Source organism: Aquipseudomonas guryensis (assembly GCF_014164785.1).
Lineage (GTDB): Bacteria > Pseudomonadota > Gammaproteobacteria > Pseudomonadales > Pseudomonadaceae > Aquipseudomonas > Aquipseudomonas guryensis.
Genome location: NZ_JACJFN010000001.1, coordinates 214,972 through 233,317, shown reverse-complemented (window position 1 = coordinate 233,317; position 18,346 = coordinate 214,972). Strand labels below are relative to the sequence as shown.

The following is an 18,346-nucleotide window of genomic DNA, read 5'->3' as shown; positions in this document are numbered from 1 at the left end:
CGCGCATGCTCGCCGCTCCTTCGCCACTGCGCACTCGTCGCGGCATGGATCTCGATTTTCCGCTGCTGGCCGGCTGCCTGGCGCTGCTAGGCCTGGGCCTGGTGATGATCACCTCGGCCTCCTCGGAAGTTGCTGCGGCGCTCTCCGGCAACCCGCTGTACCACATGGTCCGCCACCTGATTTACCTGGCCATCGGTCTGTGCGCCGGCTTCATGACCCTGCTGATTCCGATGGCCATGTGGCAGCGCTTCAGCGGTAGCCTGCTGCTGATCGCCTTTGTTCTGCTGATCCTGGTGCTGCTGCCGGGCATCGGTCGTGAAGTCAACGGCGCCAAGCGCTGGATCGGCTTCGGCCTGTTCAACCTGCAGCCCTCTGAGTTGGCCAAGCTGTTTACCGTGATGTTTATCGCCGCCTACCTGGTGCGTCGCCAGGAGGAAGTGCGCGAGAAACTCACCGGCTTCCTCAAACCGATGCTGGTGTTGGGGCCCATGGCCGCCTTGCTGCTGGCCGAGCCAGACTTCGGTGCCACCGTGGTACTGGTCGGTGCCGCCATCGCCATGCTGTTCCTCGGCGGCATCAACCTGCTGCGCTTCATTCCCCTGGCCGGCGCGGTACTGGCGCTGGGTGCGGTGGTGATGACCAGTCAGAGCTATCGCCTGCAACGCCTGACCAACTTCGTCGATCCGTGGGCCGACCAGTACGGCGCCGGTTATCAGCTGAGCCAGGCGCTGATCGCCTTCGGCCGTGGCGAATGGTTCGGTGTCGGCCTGGGCAACAGTATCCAGAAGCAGTTCTACCTGCCGGAAGCGCATACCGACTTCGTCTTCGCCGTGCTGGCCGAAGAGCTGGGCATGATCGGCGCGCTGCTCACCGTGGCACTGTTCGTCTTCGTCAGCGTGCGTGCCCTGTACATCGGCCTGTGGGCGGAGAAGGCCAAGCAGTTCTTCGCCGCCTATGTGGCCTACGGCCTGGCCTTCCTGTGGATCGGCCAGGTGCTGATCAATATCGGCGTAAACGTCGGCCTGCTGCCGACCAAAGGCCTGACCCTGCCGTTCCTCAGCTACGGCGGCAGTTCCCTGGTGATCTGCTGCGTCAGCCTGGCGCTGCTCCTGCGCATCGAGTGGGAACGGCGTACCTCGCTGGGCAGCGAAGAGTTCGAGTTCAGCGAGGCCGACTTCTTCGATGGCCAGAGCGCCGAGGAGGTCCGTCATGGGCGCTAATGTGCTGATCATGGCAGGCGGCACCGGCGGCCACGTGTTCCCGGCGCTGGCTTGCGCCCGTGAGTTCCAGGCGCGTGGCTACAGCGTGCACTGGCTGGGCACCCCGCGTGGCATCGAGAACGAGCTGGTGCCGGCGGCGGGTTTACCGCTGCACCTGATCGACGTCAGCGGCCTGCGTGGCAAGAGCAAGCTGGCCCTGCTCAAGGCGCCATTCCAGCTGCTGCGGGCCCTGTGGCAGGCGCGGCGGATCATGCGCGAGCTGCAGCCGGTGTGCGTGCTGGGCATGGGCGGCTATGTCACTGGTCCGGGCGGCCTGGCGGCACGGATGAGCGGTGCGCCGTTGATCATCCAGGAGCAGAACGCCGTGGCCGGCACCGCCAACCGCAGCCTGGTGCCGTTCGCCAGCCGCGTCTGCGAAGGCTTCCCGAATACCTTTGGCAACAGTGCCAAGCGCCGCACCACGGGTAACCCGGTGCGCGAGGAACTGTTCCTGGAAACCCCGCGTGACTCGCTGAGCAAGCGCAAGCCGCGTCTGCTGGTACTGGGCGGCAGCCTGGGCGCCGAGCCGCTGAACAAACTGTTGCCGGCGGCACTGGCCAAGGTGCCCGCCGAGCTGCGTCCGCAGCTTTTCCACCAGGCGGGCAAGCAACATGCCGAGATTACCGCGGAGCGTTATCGCCAAGTCGCGGTCGAAGCCGAGGTCGCGCCCTTCATCAAGGACATGGCTCATGCCTACGCCTGGGCCGATCTGGTGGTGTGCCGTGCTGGCGCGTTGACCATCAGCGAACTGGCCGCCGCTGGTCTGCCGTCGTTCCTGGTGCCACTGCCGCACGCGATCGACGACCACCAGACCCGTAATGCCGAATACCTGGCGAAGGAGGGCGCGGCCTTCCTTCTCCCGCAACATGCGACTGACGCGGACAAGCTCGCCGCGCAGCTGACCGAGGTTCTGATGCACCCTGAAAAACTCCTGGACATGGGTCGCACTGCGCGTCGCCTGGCCAAACCGGATGCCACCCGCACAGTGGTGGAAACCTGCCTGGAGGTGGCCCGTGGCTAAATCCCCTGCCGCTGCACGCTCGGAAATCCGCCGCATGCGCCGTATCCGCCGCATCCACTTCGTCGGCATCGGTGGTGCTGGCATGTGCGGCATCGCCGAAGTACTGCTTAACCTCGGCTACGAAGTCTCCGGTTCCGACCTCAAGGCCTCGGCCGTGACCGAGCGCCTGGAAAGCTTCGGCGCCATCATCTTCATCGGTCACAAGGCGGAGAACGCCGAGCAGGCCGACGTGCTGGTGGTGTCCAGCGCCGTGAATACCAGCAATCCGGAAGTCGCCACCGCCCTGGAACGTCGCATTCCGGTGGTACCGCGCGCCGAGATGCTCGCCGAGCTGATGCGCTACCGCCACGGCATCGCCGTCGCCGGTACCCATGGCAAGACCACCACTACCAGCCTGCTGGCCTCGGTATTCGCCGCCGGCGGCCTGGACCCGACCTTCGTCATCGGTGGCCGCCTGAACGCCGCCGGCACCAATGCTCAGCTCGGTAGCAGCCGCTATCTGATCGCCGAGGCCGACGAGAGCGACGCCAGCTTCCTGCACCTGCAGCCGATGGTTTCGGTGGTCACCAACATCGACGCCGACCACATGAGCACCTACGGCGGCGACTTCAATGTCCTGAAGAAGACCTTCATCGAATTCCTCCACAACCTGCCGTTCTACGGCCTGGCCGTGCTCTGCGTGGACGACCCGGTGGTGCGCGAGCTGCTGCCGCAGGTGGCGCGGCCGACTGTGACCTACGGCTTCGCCGAAGATGCCGACGTGCGCGCGATCAATGTGCGCCAAGAGGGCATGCAGACCCACTTCACCGTGCTGCGCCGTGACCGCGAGCCGCTGGATGTGTCGGTCAACATGCCGGGCAACCATAACGTTCTGAACTCCCTGGCGACCATCGCCATTGCCACCGACGAAGGCATCGACGATGCCGCCATCGTCGCCGGCCTGTCCGGCTTCCAGGGGGTCGGTCGACGCTTCCAGGTCTACGGTGATCTGCCGGTGGATGGTGGCAGCGTGATGCTGGTCGACGACTACGGTCACCACCCGCGTGAAGTCGCCGCGGTGATCAAGGCCGTCCGCGGCGGCTGGCCGGAGCGCCGCCTAGTGATGGTCTATCAGCCGCACCGCTACAGCCGTACCCGCGACCTGTACGACGACTTCGTTCAGGTTCTTGGCGATGCCAAGGTCCTGCTGTTGCTGGAGGTCTATCCGGCCGGCGAAGCGCCGATCCCGGGCGCTGACAGTCGTCATCTGTGTCACAGCATCCGTCAGCGTGGCCAGCTGGACCCGATCTATGTCGAACGCGGCACCGACCTGGCGCCGTTGCTCAAACCGCTGCTGCGTGCCGGCGACATCCTGCTGTGCCAGGGCGCCGGTGATATCGGTGGCGTGGCCCCGCAACTGATCAAGCACCCGCTATTCGCTGTTCAAGGTGAGTCGAAATGAGTCTGCAATCCACCCTCGATCCCCAGGCCTTCGGTCGCGTCGCCGTACTGTTCGGCGGCAAGAGCGCCGAGCGCGAGGTTTCGCTGAAATCCGGCGCGGCCGTGCTGGAAGCGCTGCAGAGCGCCGGCGTGGATGCCTTCGGCATCGACGTCGGTGACGACTTCCTGCAGCGCCTGACGAGTGAGCGTATTGATCGCGCCTTTATCGTGCTGCACGGCCGTGGCGGCGAAGACGGTGCCATGCAGGGCCTGCTGGAGTGCGCCGGGATTCCCTACACCGGCAGTGGCATCCTTGCCTCCGCCCTGGCCATGGACAAGCTGCGCACCAAGCGCGTGTGGCTGAGCCTCGGTCTGCCGACGCCTGCCCATGCCGCCCTTGCCTGCGAAGAGGACTGCCGTGCTGCGGCTGCCGAGCTGGGCTTCCCCCTGTTCGTTAAGCCGGCCCACGAAGGCTCCAGCATCGGCATGGCCAAGGTCGCCGATGTCGACGCGCTGATCGCTGCCTGGAAAGACGCCAGCCAGTACGACTCGCAGGTGCTGGTCGAGCAGATGGTCGATGGTCCCGAGTACACAGTTGCCATGCTGCGTGGCCAGGTGCTGCCGCCGATCGGCCTGGGCACCCCGCACACTTTCTACGACTACGACGCCAAGTACCTGGCCAATGACACCCAGTACCGCATTCCCTGTGGCCTTTCGGCCGAGAAAGAGGCGGAACTGAAGGACCTCACCGCACGTGCCTGCGAGGCCGTGGGCACCCAGGGCTGGGCGCGTGCCGACGTGATGCAGGATGCCGCGGGCAAGTTCTGGCTGCTGGAAGTCAACACCGTGCCGGGCATGACCGATCACAGCCTGGTGCCGATGGCGGCCCGTGCTGCCGGTCTGGATTTCCAACAGCTGGTGCTGGCGATTCTGGCCGACAGCGTCGAGGCGAGGGGCTAAACCATGGTTGCCACTGTCCGTCACCACTCTCAGCCGATAGGAGGCGCCACCCGGCGCCAGCCTATCGCTGCGCGTGGTGCCAGCCGGATGGTGGCCAAGGAGCCGCTGGCGGCGCGCCTGCCGCATCCCGACCTGAGCGGATTGAAGCGTCTGCTCTGGCCGCTGGCGCTTGTGCTGCTGGGCTTTGCTACCTACGAGGGCGCCCAGCGCCTGATCCCCTACGCCGACCGGCCGATCGCGCGGGTCAGCGTGCAGGGCGAGCTGAGCTACATCAGCCAGCAGGCCGTGCAGGAGCGCATCGCGCCGTTCATTTCCAGCAGCTTCTTCACCGTCGACATGACCGGCATGCGGGCCGAGCTGGAACGCATGCCGTGGATCGCCCGTGCCGAAGTACGTCGGGTGTGGCCGGATCAGGTGTCGATTCGCCTGGAAGAGCAACTGCCGGTGGCCCGCTGGGGTAATGAGGCACTGCTTAACAACCAGGGCCAGGCTTTTGCGCCGCGCGAGCTGACCCACTACGAAAACCTGCCGCTGCTGTCCGGGCCGCAACGCGCCCAGCAGCAGGTGATGCAGCAGTACCAGGTACTCAGCCAGATGCTGCGCCCGCTGGGCTTTTCCATTGCGGCCCTGGAGCTGCGTGAGCACGGCAGCTGGTTCATCAGCACCGGTCAGGGCGTGGACATCCTCCTCGGGCGGGATCATCTGGTGGAAAAAATGCGTCGTTTCAGCGCCATCTACGACAAGGTGCTGAAAGAGCAGATCGCGAATATCGCGCGCATCGACCTGCGTTACGCCAACGGCCTGGCCGTGGCCTGGCGTACGCCGGTGGCGCCAACGGCGGCTGAACCCGCCGCCGTGCAGTGAATTGAGGAGAACGTAGAACCATGGCAAGTGTGCAGAGCGGCAAGATGATCGTCGGCCTCGATATCGGCACCTCCAAGGTGGTGGCACTGGTGGGCGAGGTGAACGCGGACGGCCAGCTGGAAATCGTCGGCATCGGCACGCACCCGTCGCGCGGCCTGAAGAAGGGCGTGGTGGTGAACATCGAGTCCACCGTGCAGTCGATCCAGCGCGCCGTGGAAGAAGCCCAGCTTATGGCAGGCTGTCGTATCCACTCGGCCTTTGTCGGCGTGGCCGGCAACCATATCCGCAGCCTCAACAGCCACGGCATCGTTGCCATCCGTGATCGTGAAGTCAGCCTGGCCGACCTCGAGCGCGTGCTCGATGCCGCCCAGGCCGTGGCCATCCCGGCCGACCAGCGCGTGCTGCATACCCTGCCGCAGGATTACGTGATCGATAACCAGGAAGGCGTGCGCGAGCCGCTGGGCATGTCCGGCGTGCGCCTGGAAGCCAAGGTGCATGTGGTGACCTGCGCGGTGAACGCGGCGCAGAACGTCGAGAAGTGCGTGCGTCGCTGTGGCCTGGAAGTCGACGACATCATTCTCGAACAACTGGCCTCCGCTTATGCGGTGCTGACCGACGACGAGAAAGAGCTGGGCGTGTGCCTGGTCGACATCGGCGGCGGCACCACCGATATCGCCATCTTCACAGAAGGTGCGATACGTCACACTGCGGTGATTCCGATCGCTGGCGACCAGGTTACCAATGATATCGCCATGGCATTACGCACCCCGACCCAGTATGCCGAGGAGATCAAGATTCGTTATGCTTGCGCCCTAGCCAAACTGGCTGGCGCCGGGGAAACCATCAAGGTTCCCAGTGTGGGCGACCGGCCGCCGCGGGAACTGTCCCGCCAGGCTCTGGCCGAGGTTGTCGAGCCCCGTTACGACGAGCTTTTCACCCTGATTCAGGCCGAGCTGCGGCGCAGTGGCTACGAGGACATGATCCCGGCCGGGATCGTCCTCACCGGTGGCACCGCCAAGATGGAAGGTGCCGTCGAACTGGCCGAAGAGATCTTTCACATGCCGGTGCGTCTGGGCGTACCACACAGCGTCAAGGGACTGGCCGACGTCGTGCGTAATCCTATCTATTCGACAGGCGTGGGCCTGCTCATGTACGGCCTGCAGAAGCAGGCCGATGGCATCTCCATGTCTGGCAGCAACCTGTTTAGCGATGAACCCAAAGCACCTGTACTGGAACGGCTGAAACGCTGGGTCCAGGGCAATTTTTGAAAGCAACACCCGCGGTTAGCTGTAGGCGATACAACTAGAAAATAAGGAGAGGGGAAATGTTCGAACTCGTAGATAACGTTCCGCAAAGCGCAGTTATCAAAGTGATCGGCGTGGGTGGCGGCGGTGGCAATGCCGTCAATCACATGGTCAAAAACAACATCGAAGGCGTCGAGTTCATCTGCGCCAACACCGATGCCCAGGCCCTGAAAAATGTCGGCGCACGCAGCGTGCTGCAGCTCGGCACAGGTGTAACCAAGGGCCTGGGTGCCGGCACCAATCCGGAGATCGGTCGTCAGGCTGCTCTGGAAGATCGTGAGCGCATCGCCGAAGTGCTGCGTGGCGCCGACATGGTCTTCATCACCACCGGCATGGGTGGCGGTACCGGTACCGGTGCAGCTCCGGTGATTGCCGAAGTGGCGAAAGAGATGGGCATCCTCACCGTCGCGGTGGTGACTCGTCCGTTCCCGTTCGAAGGGCGTAAGCGCATGCAGGTCGCCGACGAGGGTATCCGTGCCCTGGCCGACGTGGTTGATTCGCTGATCACCATCCCCAACGAAAAGCTGCTGACCATCCTCGGCAAGGACGCCAGCCTGCTGTCCGCCTTCGCCAAGGCTGACGACGTGCTGGCCGGTGCCGTGCGCGGTATCTCCGACATCATGCAGCGTCCGGGTCTGATGAACGTCGACTTCGCCGACGTGAAAACCGTGATGGGCGAGATGGGCATGGCGATGATGGGTACTGGCTGCGCCAGCGGTCCGAACCGTGCTCGCGAAGCCACCGAAGCGGCAATTCGCAACCCGCTGCTGGAAGACGTCAACCTGCAGGGCGCGCGTGGCATTCTGGTCAACATTACCGCTGGTCTGGATCTGTCCCTCGGCGAGTACGCCGCAGTCGGCGAGATCATCGAGGCTTTTGCTTCCGAACACGCCACCGTCAAGGTGGGCGCGGTCATCGATCCGGATATGCGCGACGAGCTGCATGTCACCGTGGTCGCTACCGGTCTGGGTGCGCGGATTGAGAAGCCGGTCAAGGTGGTCGACAACACTATCGCTGCCGTTTCCAGCTCTGCGGCTGCTGTGAGCAGTGCTGCGCCGCGTGCTGCCGAGTCGCAAACCGTCAACTACAAGGACTACGAGCGCCCCACCGTTCAGCGTCAAAGCCACGCTGGTGCTGCCTCTGCGGCCAAGCTGAATACCCAGGACGACCTGGACTACCTGGACATCCCGGCTTTCCTGCGTCGTCAAGCTGATTGATGGAGTCTATCGGGAGTATGATGGTGATTAGTGTTCAGCAAAGGCCGGTTCTGCTATCATCGCCGGCCATTGTTGAAAACAGTTCGCAACTCGCGCACAAGTAGCCAAAGCCATGATCAAACAACGCACCCTGAAGAACATCATCCGTGCCACCGGCGTTGGCCTGCATTCGGGGGAGAAGGTTTACCTGACCCTCAAGCCGGCTCCGGTGGATAGCGGTATCGTGTTCCGTCGCACCGACCTCGACCCTGTCGTGGACATCCCCGCCCGCGCGGAAAATGTCGGTGAGACCACCATGTCGACCACTCTGGTCAATGGTGACGTCAAGGTGGATACCGTGGAGCACCTGCTTTCGGCCATGGCTGGCCTGGGCATCGATAACGCCTACGTCGAGCTCTCGGCATCTGAAGTGCCGATCATGGATGGCAGCGCTGGTCCTTTCGTATTCCTGATTCAATCGGCTGGCCTGGAAGAACAGGACGCACCGAAGAAGTTCATCCGCGTACTGCGCGAAGTGACAGTCGAAGAGGGCGACAAGCGCGCCACCTTCCTGCCGTTCGACGGTTTCAAGGTGAGCTTCGAGATCGACTTCGATCACCCGGTGTTCCGTGGTCGCACCCAGACCGCCAGTGTCGATTTCTCCAGCACTTCCTTCGTCAAGGAAGTCAGCCGCGCACGGACCTTCGGTTTCATGCGTGATATCGAGTTCCTGCGTTCGCAGAACCTGGCACTCGGTGGCAGCGTGGACAACGCCATCGTGGTCGACGAGTTTCGCGTGCTCAACGAAGACGGCCTCCGTTACGAGGACGAATTCGTCAAGCACAAGATCCTCGACGCCATCGGCGACCTCTACCTGCTAGGCAACAGCCTGATCGGCGAATTCCGTGGCTTCAAGTCGGGCCACGCGCTGAACAACCAGCTGTTGCGCACCCTGATCGAGCAGAAGGATGCCTGGGAAGTCGTGGTCTTCGACGACGCCAGCACCGCGCCGATCTCCTACATGCGTCCGGTTGCGGCCGGTTAAGCAGCAACACCCTCCCTTCTGTTGTATTCAGGCCACCTTCGGGTGGCCTGTTTTTTTCTGCCGTTTATTCCCGGGGCTTGGCGTGGTTGGCCAGGCGCTCGAGGGCGGCGCGCAGCCTGGGGTCGCTGATGCCTTCGGCGGCGCTGGTAAGGCTTTCCGCGGCGGCGCTGGAAAGCTCGGCCTTGCGCCCGACATAGTCGACCTGGCCGGTCGGTGGACGCACCTTGATCTGGATCTTCAGCAGCCCGGCGAACTCCGGCAGTGCCTGTAGCTGACGCTGCAGGCGGCGCTGCTGGTAGTGCAAGCGGGTGGCCCAGTGCCCGTTGCTGGTGAGCAGCAGCAGGCAGCCGTCGCGCCAGCTGGCGACCCGGCAGTGTTCACGCGCAGCTTCTTCCAGTTGCACATCGACCAGCGCCTGCAGGCGGGCAATCCGCTGGGCCTGGTCGAAAAGTGCCAGCAGCGGTCTGCTGGAATGCAGCAGCGCGGCAGACGCCTTGGCCGGCAAGGGGCGGAAGGTCATGAAAAGCTGATCGGTCGAGTCATGGCGCCATGTTAGCAAACCAGGGGTTGCAGTGGCCGCCGTGCGTCCCCATATAGGATGGATTCGCGGTTGCATCGAGTGCTGTGCTTGCGGGCACGATGCACTTTCATCGCCGACGTTTCCGGGTAGAATGCCCCCTTTCGCACGCAGCCGAGCCGGCTGCAGGGCTGGCGTTTTGCGCCACCCTTCATCCCTATTAGTGGAAGAATCTGCCGATATGTTTGCGCCGCTGTTGAAGAAACTCTTTGGAAGCAAGAACGAGCGTGAAGTCAAACGCATGCTCAAGACAGTGGTCGCGATCAATGCCCTCGAAGAGCAGATGCTTGCGCTCTCCGACGAGCAGCTGAAGGCCAAGACCGAGGAGTTCAAGGCGCGTCTGGCCAAGGGCGAGAGCCTCGACCAGATTCTTCCGGAAGCCTTCGCCGTGGCCCGCGAGGCCGGCAAGCGTGTGATGGGTATGCGTCACTTCGACGTCCAGCTGATCGGCGGCATGACCCTGCACGAAGGCAAGATCGCCGAGATGCGCACCGGTGAGGGTAAGACCCTGGTCGGCACCCTGGCGGTGTACCTCAATGCCCTGGAAGGCAAAGGTGTGCACGTGATCACGGTCAACGACTACCTGGCCCGTCGCGACGCCAACTGGATGCGTCCGCTGTACGAATTCCTCGGCCTGACTGTCGGCATCGTCACCCCGTTCATGCCGCCGGAAGAGAAGCGTGCCGCCTACGCGGCCGACATCACCTACGGCACCAACAACGAATTCGGCTTCGACTACCTGCGCGACAATATGGCCTTCGCCCTGGAGGAGAAGTTCCAGCGCGAGCTGAATTTCGCCGTGATCGACGAAGTGGACTCGATCCTCATCGACGAAGCGCGCACCCCGCTGATCATCTCCGGCCAGGCCGAAGACAGCTCCAAGCTGTACATCGAGGTCAACAAGCTGATCCCGCGCCTCACTCAGCACATCGAGGAAGAAGAAGGCGTGGTCACCCAGGAAGGCCACTACAAGATCGACGAGAAGAGCCGTCAGGTCGAACTCAACGAGGCCGGTCACCAGTACATCGAAGAACTGCTCACCGCAGCCGGCCTGCTGGCTGAGGGCGAGAGCCTGTACTCGGCGCACAACCTCGGTCTGCTGACCCATGTGTATGCCGGCCTGCGTGCGCACAAGCTGTTCCACCGCAACGTCGAGTACATCGTGCAAGACGGCCAGGTGCTACTGATCGACGAGCATACCGGCCGTACCATGCCCGGTCGCCGCCTGTCCGAAGGCCTGCACCAGGCCATCGAAGCCAAGGAAGGCCTGAATATCCAGGCCGAGAGCCAGACCCTGGCCTCGACCACCTTCCAGAACTACTTCCGCCTGTACACCAAGCTGGCCGGCATGACCGGTACTGCCGACACCGAGGCCTTCGAGTTCCGCCAGATCTACGGCCTCGATGTGATCGTGATCCCGACCAACAAGCCGTTGGCGCGCAAGGACTACAACGACCTGGTCTACCTGACCCAGGAAGAGAAGTACGCGGCGATCATCACCGACATCAAGGAAATCCAGGCTCAGGGTCGACCGATCCTGGTCGGTACCGCCTCGATCGAAACCTCCGAATACCTGTCGAGCCTGCTCAACAAGGCTGGCATGGAGCACAAGGTGCTCAACGCCAAGTACCACGAGAAGGAAGCCGAGATCATCGCCCAGGCCGGTCGCCCAGGGGCGGTGACCATCGCCACCAACATGGCCGGTCGCGGTACCGACATCCTCCTCGGCGGCAACTGGGAAGTGGAAGTCGCCAACCTGGAAAACCCGACTGCCGAGCAGATCGCGCAGATCAAGGCCGACTGGCAGAAGCGTCACCAGCAGGTGATCGAGGCCGGTGGCCTGTGCGTGATCGCTTCCGAGCGTCACGAGTCGCGGCGGATCGACAACCAGCTGCGTGGCCGTGCCGGTCGCCAGGGTGACCCGGGCTCCAGCCGCTTCTACCTGTCGCTGGAAGACAGCCTGATGCGCATCTTCGCCTCCGACCGGGTGAAGAACTTCATGAAGGCTCTGGGCATGCAGTCCGGCGAAGCCATCGAGCACAGCATGGTCACCAACGCCATCGAGAAGGCGCAGCGCAAGGTCGAAGGGCGCAACTTCGACATGCGTAAACAATTGCTCGAATACGATGACGTGGCCAACGAGCAGCGCAAGGTGATCTACCACATGCGTAACAGCCTGCTGGCTGCCGACGACATTGGCGCAACCATCGCCGAGTTCCGCGAGGAAGTACTGACCAACACGATCAACGAGCACATTGCGCCGCAGTCGCTGCCGGAGCAGTGGGACATCTTCGGTCTGGAGCAGTCGCTGTACAGCAACTTCGGCCTCAAGCTGCCGATCCAGCAGTGGCTCGACGACGACGCCCAGCTCTACGAAGAGCCGCTGCGTGCGCGCATCCTCGAAGAGGTTCTGGCTGCCTACAACGAGAAGGAAACCCTGGCTGGCGCCGAGGCCCTGCGCACCTTCGAGAAGCAGATGCTGCTGCGCGTGCTCGACGACCTGTGGAAAGACCACCTGGCCACCATGGATCACCTGCGCCACGGCATCCACCTGCGCGGCTATGCGCAGAAGAACCCCAAGCAGGAATACAAGCGCGAGTCCTTCACCCTGTTCCAGGAGCTGCTCGACTCGATCCGCCGCGACACCATCCGCGTGCTGTCGCATGTACAGATCCGTCGCGAAGACCCGATCGAGGAAGAGGCGCGTCTGCGCCGCGAAGCCGAAGCCATGGCCCAGCGCATGCAGTTCCAGCATGCCGACGCCTCGGCCATGCCGCTGGCTGATGAAGGCAGCGAAGCCGAAGGCGACGTGGCGGTAGCGGCTGCGCCGGTACGGGTCGAAGCGAAAACCGGGCGCAACGAGCCTTGCCCGTGCGGTTCCGGGAAAAAGTACAAGCATTGCCACGGCCAGATCAGCTGATCTTCCGGAACCCTGCTATATAAACAACGCCGCGACCGGCTCTGCCGCTCGCGGCGTTTTGTCACTGCTTGCCGGGCATCGCTCGGTGTTTGCCCAGATTGTCTACGAAGGAGCGCCCCACATGGCCGTTGGTCTTGGTCCCCTGCCTACTCTGCACCCGGTTCCCGGTTTTGAACTTGGCATTGCCTCTGCCGGCATCAAGCGCCCGGGGCGCAAGGATGTGGTGGTGATGCGTTGCGCCGAAGGCTCGCGGGTAGCCGGGGTGACCACCACCAACGCCTTCTGCGCCGCACCGGTGATCGTCACTCGTGAGCGCCTGCAGGGCGATGTGCGCTACCTGCTGACCAACACCGGCAACGCCAACGCCGGCACCGGCCCTGACGGCCTGGCCAATGCCCGACGTACCTGTGCCGCGCTGGCGGCGCTGACCGGCGTCGCGCAAGAGGCTGTACTGCCGTTCTCCACCGGGGTGATCGGTGAGCCGCTGCCGGTAGAGAAGATCGAAGGCGCGCTGCAGGCGGCCCTCGATGATCTGCACGAGAACCATTGGGCCGAAGCTGCCACCGGCATCATGACCACCGACACCCTGCCCAAGGGCGCCAGCCGCCAGTTCCAGCATGACGGCGTGACCGTCACCGTGACCGGCATCAGCAAGGGCGCGGGGATGATCCGACCGAACATGGCGACCATGCTCGGCTATATCGCCACCGACGCCAAGGTGGCCCGTGACGTCCTGCAATCGCTGGTGGCCGATGCGGCGAACAAGTCGTTCAACCGCATCACCATCGACGGCGATACCTCGACCAACGACTGCTGCCTGCTGATTGCGACGGGCCAGGCGGCCTTGCCGGAAATCACCGCTTCCAGTGGTGAGCTGTTCGCCAAGCTCAAGCAGGCGGTATTCGAAGTGTTCATGGAAGTGGCCCAGGCCATCGTGCGCGACGGTGAAGGCGCCACCAAGTTCGTCACCGTGCAGGTCAACGGCGGCGGTACGCATCAGGAGTGCCTGGATGTCGCCTATGCCGTGGCCCACTCGCCGCTGATCAAGACCGCGCTGTTCGCCTCCGACCCGAACTGGGGGCGTATCCTCGCCGCCGTCGGCTATGCCGGCGTGCCGCAGCTGGACGTGAGCAAGATCGACGTGTTCCTCGGTGAGGTATGCATCGCCAGCCAGGGTGGTCGCGCGGCGACCTATACCGAGGAGCAGGGCGCGGCAGTAATGGCCCGCGAGGAAATCACCATCCGCATCGAGTTGGGCCGCGGCACTTGCAGTGAAACCATCTGGACCACCGACCTGTCCCACGAGTACGTGAGGATCAACGCGGAATATCGCTCCTGATCGCGATGGTCTGACGGCTGCACCCGGATTCCCGGTATTCATGGCCCCATGAATATCGGGAATTTGCTATCTGCGGGTGTCGCTTTTAAGGTCGAGATGATTTCATCTGCATCAGCCCTATCCCGGAGCTAGTCATGTCCCTGACCTTGGTAATCGGCAACAAGAACTACTCATCCTGGTCGCTGCGTGCCTGGCTGGCGCTTGAGCTGGCGGGCGTCGATTACGACGAACAGCTGGTCCAGCTCTACGGCGCCGACAGCCGCCGTCAGCTGCTGCAGCATTCGCCGACCGGCAAGGTGCCGGTGCTCAAGTGCGAAGACGGGGTGATCTGGGATTCCCTGGCCATCGCCGAATACCTCGCCGAACGTTTTCCTGAGGCCCATCTGTGGCCGCGGGGCTCAGCCGCCAGGGCCTTCGCCCGCTCGGTCTGCGCGGAAATGCACAGCGGTTTCGTGCCGCTGCGCAGTCATCTGCCGATGAACCTGCGGCGCAACCAGCCCCTGGCTGAGCTGCCGGCCGAGGCGGCAGCGGATATCGCGCGGGTCTGTACCCTGTGGCAGGAGTGCCGCCAGCGCTTCGGTCAGGATGGCCCGTACCTGTTCGGCCACGCCAGCATCGCCGATGCCTTCTTCGCCCCGGTGGCGGCGCGCCTGCGCAGCTATCAGGTGGCGCTGCCGGCCGAGGCCGAGGCTTATGTGAATACCATCTATCAGTGGCCGGCCTTCCAGCGCTGGTACCGTGCCGGCCTGCAGGAAACGGAGAGCAATGCATGAAGCGTGTGCATGTGGCAGCTGCGGTAATCCGCGGCGCCGACGCCCGGGTGTTGATCGCCAAGCGCGCAGCGGATCAGCACCAGGGTGGCCTGTGGGAGTTTCCCGGTGGCAAGGTGGAGGAAGGTGAGGCAGTCGAGGCCGCGCTGTCCCGCGAGCTGCAGGAGGAACTGGGCATCCGGGTCGAGACCGCCCGCCCGCTGATCCAGGTGCAGCACGATTACCCGGACAAGCAGGTACTGCTGGATGTCTGGGAGGTCAGCGCATTCACGGGCGAACCGCATGGTGCCGAAGGTCAGCCACTGGCCTGGGTCAGCGCCCGCGAACTGCTCGACTACGAGTTTCCGGCGGCCAATCAGCCGATTGTTGCGGTGGCGCGCCTGCCGGATCGTTACCTCATCACTCCGGAAGACCTGGAGCCTGGTGAGCTGCTGCGCGGCGTGCGTGCGGCGCTGGCTGCCGGTATCCGCCTGATCCAGCTGCGCGCGCCGGCCATGTTCGATGCCCAGTACCGTGACCTGGCGGTGGATATCCAGGGCCTCTGTGCCGGCAAGGCGCAGCTGATGCTCAAGGGCCCGCTGGAGTGGCTGGGCGACTTTCCTGCCGCCGGCTGGCACCTGACTGCCGAACAGTTGCGCAAATACGCCGATCAGGGCCGCCCATTTCCCGGTCAGCGCTGGCTGGCGGCGTCCTGCCACGGCGCCGAGGAGCTGGCATTGGCCACGCGTATGGGCGTGGACTTCATCACCCTGTCGCCGGTGCAGGTGACCCAGAGCCACCCCGAGGCCCAGCCGCTGGGCTGGCAGGCCGCCAGCGAGCTGCTGCGGGGCTTCAACAAGCCCGCTTACCTGCTCGGCGGGGTTGGCTCAGGCGATCTGCCGCGAGCCTGGCAGGCCGGCGCCCAGGGGGTGGCCGGGATCCGTGCATTCTGGCCGCAGGCCTAGGCAGGCGGGCTCGACTTCCCATAGGGAGCGCCATGTACACCGTTAACCCCGCGTGGGTAACTCCCTACGGGTAATCGCAGATCAGGCCTCGGGCTTGGCCGCCGCCTGCCACAGCACTTCATCGATCTGCTGGCGGCGGGCGATCAGGCGGGCGGCGACGAACAGCAGGTCGGACAGGCGATTGACGTAGGCCATGCCGACCTCACGCAGTGGCTCCACCGCATTGAGGTGCTGGCAGCGGCGTTCGGCGTTGCGTGCCAGGCTGCGGCAGACGTGGGCCTGGGCAATCAGTCGCGAACCGCCGGGGAGGATGAAGTTTTCCAGGGCCCCGACTTCCTCGTTCCAGCGGTCGATGGCCGCTTCCAGGCGTTGCACTTCCGCCTCATCGAGGGCCTGGTAGGCCGGCATCGCCAGCTCGCCACCGAGGTCGAACAGGCGGTGTTGGCAGGGCGCCAGGACCTCGATGATTTCGCTCAGTCCCGGCCATTTGGCTTGGTGCTCGGCCAGTTCGGCCAGCAGCAGACCGAGGTGGCTGTTGAGCAGGTCTAGCTCGCCCATGGCCTCCACGCGCGGGTGGTCCTTGCCGACGCGGCGCCCATCGGCCAGGCCGGTTTCGCCCTTGTCGCCGGTCTTCGTGTAAATCTTGCTCAGTCGATAACCCATGGTCAGATGCTCGTACTTTCGCTGCTGGGAGTCAGGGGCAGGCGCAGGGTGAAACAGGTGCCCTGGCCCGGAGTGGAGTGCACTTCCATCTGCCCCTTGTGGTTGTTGGTAATGATGAAATAGGACACGGACAGGCCCAGGCCGGTGCCCTGGCCGACTTCCTTGGTGGTGAAGAAGGGTTCGAAGATGCGCTTGCGCACATGCTCGGGCATGCCGATGCCATTGTCTTCCACCTGGATTTCCGCCCACGGTGCATTCAGTCGGGTGCGCAGGATGATGCGCCCCGGCTCGTCCTCGTCGTCGCGCTGGTGAATCGCCTGGGCGGCGTTCTTCAGCAGGTTGAGCAGCACCTGTTCCAGCTCGTTGGCGGTGGCCGGCACCGGCCCCAGGTTTTCGTCGAATTCGCGCTGGATGAGCAGGGTCTTGAAGTCGAAACTGTCGGCCAGGTCGAAGTCGTTGCCGGCGATTTCCAGGGCCTGGTCGACCAGCGCCGGCAGCAGGCAGGGCGCCATCTGCCGGTTGCTGCGCCTGCTGAAGCTGAGCATGTGGCTGACGATCTTCGCTGCCCGTGAGCCGGCTTGCTGGATGCCGTCGAGCAACTGGGGGATTTCGCGGGCTTCCAGGTAGGCGGTGACATCGTCGAGGGCGATGCCGACCTCCACCGCCTGCTCCTGGTTCTTCGCCAGCTCCGGCGAGAGCCGGCGGCGGATGTTCTGCACGTTATGCAGGATGGCGCCGAGCGGGTTGTTGATCTCGTGGGCCATGCCGGCCGCCAGGCCACCGACCGAGAGCATCTTCTCCGACTGCACCATCATGTCTTCCAAGGACAGACGCTGGGTGATGTCGTCGATGCGGATCACCACGCCCCGGCCGCTGCCGCCCATCAGCGGGTAGAAGGTCAGGGCATAGTGGTGCGGCTCTTCGCCCTTGTTCCAGGTCACCCGCTCGACCTTTTCCACCTTGTGCTGCTCGGCGGTGCGCTTGAGCTGCGGCAGAAAGGGTTTCAGCGAGGGGAAGGCGAGAAACACCGGCTGGTTCAGCGCTTCATCCAGGCGGGTGCCGGAAAGCGCGCTGGCCTCCTGGTTCCACTGGGTGACGTAGAGCTGCTCGTCGAGGGCGATCAGCGCCGAGGGCATAGAGTCGATGATGCTGTTGAGGTACTTCTGGAAGCCGGTGAGCTTCTTTTCAATCTTGCCGCGCACCTGCACTTCCAGCTCCAGCTTGCGGTTGGAGTGGCGGGTTTCCTCGGCCAGGGTCTGTGCCTGGTCGAAAGCCTCCTGGGCATCGTCGCGGGCGCGCTTGAGCTGCTGTTCGCGCGCTTCCATGCGGCTGAGCATGGTATTGAAGGCATCGGCCAGGCTGCCGATCTCGTCCTGGTTGCCGCGCGCCACGCGCAGGGCGTAGTTCTCCTCGCGGGTGACCTGGCGGGTGAGTTCTTCCAGATGACGAATCGGCCGGGTGATCAGCCGCCGGATCTGCCGGGCGATCAGGGTCCAGAGCAGGATGCTGACGACCAGGATCACGCCGCTGGCGGTCAGGGTGCCGGTGTAGAACACCCCAGGCAGCTCGCTGGAGGCCACCAGCAACAGGTAACCGGGCTGTTTGTCCGGTTGTGGCAGCTCGACCACCTGAGTGGCGCGGAACTCGCCCTGGCGCCAGCTTTCCAGCAGTTCGGTGTGCACCGGCAGTTGCAGGGCGTCGCCCAGTTGCAGCTGGGCGATGCGCATGCCGCTGCTGTCGTACAGGGCGGCGGCGCGCAGCGGGCTGTAGCTGTCGAGGTTCTGCAGCAGGGCCTGGGCTGCAGTCGGCGAGGCCAGGGCCTTCTGGCTGACTTCCGGGCTGGCGATCAGCCGGCCGAGGGTATGCAGGGCCTGTGGCGCCACGCTTTCCTGGGAAATCCAGTAGGCGGCGCTGATAAAGGCCAGGTTGGCCACCAGCAGCACAGTGGCCAGCAGCACGAGCAGCGCAGCGAGCACTTTGCGGCCGACTGGCAGGTTGTCGAGGCGCTGGCGCAGACGGGTCAAGGGCGCTGGTTTCCGCAGGAAAAGTAGAGGGCAGGGTAGCG

15 protein-coding genes are annotated in these 18,346 nt (G+C 64.2%); 12 read left to right on the top strand and 3 right to left on the bottom strand.

Annotation, left to right across the window (positions count from 1 at the left end; all coding sequences use genetic code 11):
* Nucleotides 1–5 precede the first annotated feature (5 nt).
* The 8 genes from ftsW (at nt 6) to lpxC (ending at nt 9,068) form a co-directional block, all read left to right on the top strand.
* Nucleotides 6–1,220 (top strand): putative lipid II flippase FtsW, encoded by a 1,215-nt coding sequence (gene ftsW / locus H3H45_RS01080; RefSeq protein WP_182833095.1) that lies wholly within the window; start codon nt 6–8, stop codon nt 1,218–1,220.
* Nucleotides 1,210–2,280: an undecaprenyldiphospho-muramoylpentapeptide beta-N-acetylglucosaminyltransferase gene (gene murG / locus H3H45_RS01075; RefSeq protein WP_182831926.1), complete on the top strand. Its 1,071-nt coding sequence runs from the start codon at nt 1,210–1,212 to the stop codon at nt 2,278–2,280. The genes ftsW and murG overlap by 11 nt, the downstream gene beginning before the upstream one ends.
* Nucleotides 2,273–3,721: a UDP-N-acetylmuramate--L-alanine ligase gene (murC, locus tag H3H45_RS01070; protein ID WP_182831925.1), complete on the top strand. Its 1,449-nt coding sequence runs from the start codon at nt 2,273–2,275 to the stop codon at nt 3,719–3,721. The genes murG and murC overlap by 8 nt, the downstream gene beginning before the upstream one ends.
* Nucleotides 3,718–4,659, top strand: coding sequence for a D-alanine--D-alanine ligase (locus H3H45_RS01065; RefSeq protein WP_182831924.1), 942 nt, complete (start codon nt 3,718–3,720; stop codon nt 4,657–4,659). The genes murC and H3H45_RS01065 overlap by 4 nt, the downstream gene beginning before the upstream one ends.
* A gap of 3 nt (nt 4,660–4,662) precedes the next feature.
* Complete coding sequence (locus tag H3H45_RS01060) at nt 4,663–5,523, top strand: cell division protein FtsQ/DivIB (RefSeq protein WP_182831923.1); 861 nt, start codon at nt 4,663–4,665, stop codon at nt 5,521–5,523.
* A gap of 20 nt (nt 5,524–5,543) precedes the next feature.
* Nucleotides 5,544–6,791 carry a cell division protein FtsA gene (ftsA, locus tag H3H45_RS01055; RefSeq protein ID WP_182831922.1) on the top strand — a complete coding sequence of 416 codons (1,248 nt, stop codon included), beginning with the start codon at nt 5,544–5,546 and terminating at the stop codon, nt 6,789–6,791.
* Between the two features lie 56 nt (nt 6,792–6,847).
* On the top strand, nt 6,848–8,044 hold the full coding sequence (ftsZ, locus tag H3H45_RS01050; protein ID WP_182831921.1) for a cell division protein FtsZ: 1,197 nt from the start codon (nt 6,848–6,850) through the stop codon (nt 8,042–8,044).
* A 112-nt stretch (nt 8,045–8,156) separates the two neighbouring features.
* Entirely contained in the window at nt 8,157–9,068 is a 912-nt protein-coding gene (gene lpxC / locus H3H45_RS01045; protein WP_173209256.1) for a UDP-3-O-acyl-N-acetylglucosamine deacetylase, read from the top strand.
* 64 nt (nt 9,069–9,132) lie between these two features.
* Here lpxC and H3H45_RS01040 read toward each other — a convergent pair whose 3' ends face one another.
* Entirely contained in the window at nt 9,133–9,588 is a 456-nt protein-coding gene (locus H3H45_RS01040; RefSeq protein WP_182831920.1) for a DUF721 domain-containing protein, read from the bottom strand.
* 238 nt (nt 9,589–9,826) lie between these two features.
* Between H3H45_RS01040 and secA the strand changes: the two genes are divergently transcribed.
* The 4 genes from secA (at nt 9,827) to H3H45_RS01020 (ending at nt 15,618) form a co-directional block, all read left to right on the top strand.
* On the top strand, nt 9,827–12,565 hold the full coding sequence (secA, locus tag H3H45_RS01035) for a preprotein translocase subunit SecA (protein WP_182831919.1): 2,739 nt from the start codon (nt 9,827–9,829) through the stop codon (nt 12,563–12,565).
* A gap of 121 nt (nt 12,566–12,686) precedes the next feature.
* On the top strand, nt 12,687–13,904 hold the full coding sequence (gene argJ / locus H3H45_RS01030) for a bifunctional glutamate N-acetyltransferase/amino-acid acetyltransferase ArgJ (RefSeq protein WP_182831918.1): 1,218 nt from the start codon (nt 12,687–12,689) through the stop codon (nt 13,902–13,904).
* Between the two features lie 134 nt (nt 13,905–14,038).
* Nucleotides 14,039–14,677: a glutathione S-transferase family protein gene (locus tag H3H45_RS01025; RefSeq protein WP_182831917.1), complete on the top strand. Its 639-nt coding sequence runs from the start codon at nt 14,039–14,041 to the stop codon at nt 14,675–14,677.
* The gene (locus H3H45_RS01020; RefSeq protein WP_182831916.1) at nt 14,674–15,618 is read left to right on the top strand and encodes a Nudix family hydrolase; all 945 of its coding nucleotides are present in this window, start codon (nt 14,674–14,676) and stop codon (nt 15,616–15,618) included. The genes H3H45_RS01025 and H3H45_RS01020 overlap by 4 nt, the downstream gene beginning before the upstream one ends.
* Before the next feature lie 81 nt (nt 15,619–15,699).
* On the opposite strand, the gene H3H45_RS01015 is transcribed toward H3H45_RS01020, so the two are convergent.
* Nucleotides 15,700–16,281 carry a cob(I)yrinic acid a,c-diamide adenosyltransferase gene (locus H3H45_RS01015; protein WP_182831915.1) on the bottom strand — a complete coding sequence of 194 codons (582 nt, stop codon included), beginning with the start codon at nt 16,279–16,281 and terminating at the stop codon, nt 15,700–15,702.
* Nucleotides 16,282–16,283: 2 nt separating this feature from the next.
* Nucleotides 16,284–18,305, bottom strand: a complete 2,022-nt coding sequence (locus H3H45_RS01010; RefSeq protein ID WP_182831914.1) for a sensor histidine kinase — start codon at nt 18,303–18,305, stop codon at nt 16,284–16,286.
* Nucleotides 18,306–18,346: the final 41 nt, after the last annotated feature.

Bases quoted from the DNA above. Each gene is read 5' to 3' on its own strand.
- murG (WP_182831926.1), top strand. From the start codon at position 1,210: ATGGGCGCTAATGTGCTGATCATGGCAGGCGGCACCGGCGGCCACGTG.
- ftsA (WP_182831922.1), top strand. From the start codon at position 5,544: ATGGCAAGTGTGCAGAGCGGCAAGATGATCGTCGGCCTCGATATCGGC.
- H3H45_RS01015 (WP_182831915.1), bottom strand. From the start codon at position 16,281: ATGGGTTATCGACTGAGCAAGATTTACACGAAGACCGGCGACAAGGGC.
- H3H45_RS01025 (WP_182831917.1), top strand. From the start codon at position 14,039: ATGTCCCTGACCTTGGTAATCGGCAACAAGAACTACTCATCCTGGTCG.
- lpxC (WP_173209256.1), top strand. From the start codon at position 8,157: ATGATCAAACAACGCACCCTGAAGAACATCATCCGTGCCACCGGCGTT.
- H3H45_RS01065 (WP_182831924.1), top strand. From the start codon at position 3,718: ATGAGTCTGCAATCCACCCTCGATCCCCAGGCCTTCGGTCGCGTCGCC.
- H3H45_RS01060 (WP_182831923.1), top strand. From the start codon at position 4,663: ATGGTTGCCACTGTCCGTCACCACTCTCAGCCGATAGGAGGCGCCACC.
- secA (WP_182831919.1), top strand. From the start codon at position 9,827: ATGTTTGCGCCGCTGTTGAAGAAACTCTTTGGAAGCAAGAACGAGCGT.
- H3H45_RS01020 (WP_182831916.1), top strand. From the start codon at position 14,674: ATGAAGCGTGTGCATGTGGCAGCTGCGGTAATCCGCGGCGCCGACGCC.
- ftsZ (WP_182831921.1), top strand. From the start codon at position 6,848: ATGTTCGAACTCGTAGATAACGTTCCGCAAAGCGCAGTTATCAAAGTG.
- ftsW (WP_182833095.1), top strand. From the start codon at position 6: ATGCTCGCCGCTCCTTCGCCACTGCGCACTCGTCGCGGCATGGATCTC.
- H3H45_RS01040 (WP_182831920.1), bottom strand. From the start codon at position 9,588: ATGACCTTCCGCCCCTTGCCGGCCAAGGCGTCTGCCGCGCTGCTGCAT.
- argJ (WP_182831918.1), top strand. From the start codon at position 12,687: ATGGCCGTTGGTCTTGGTCCCCTGCCTACTCTGCACCCGGTTCCCGGT.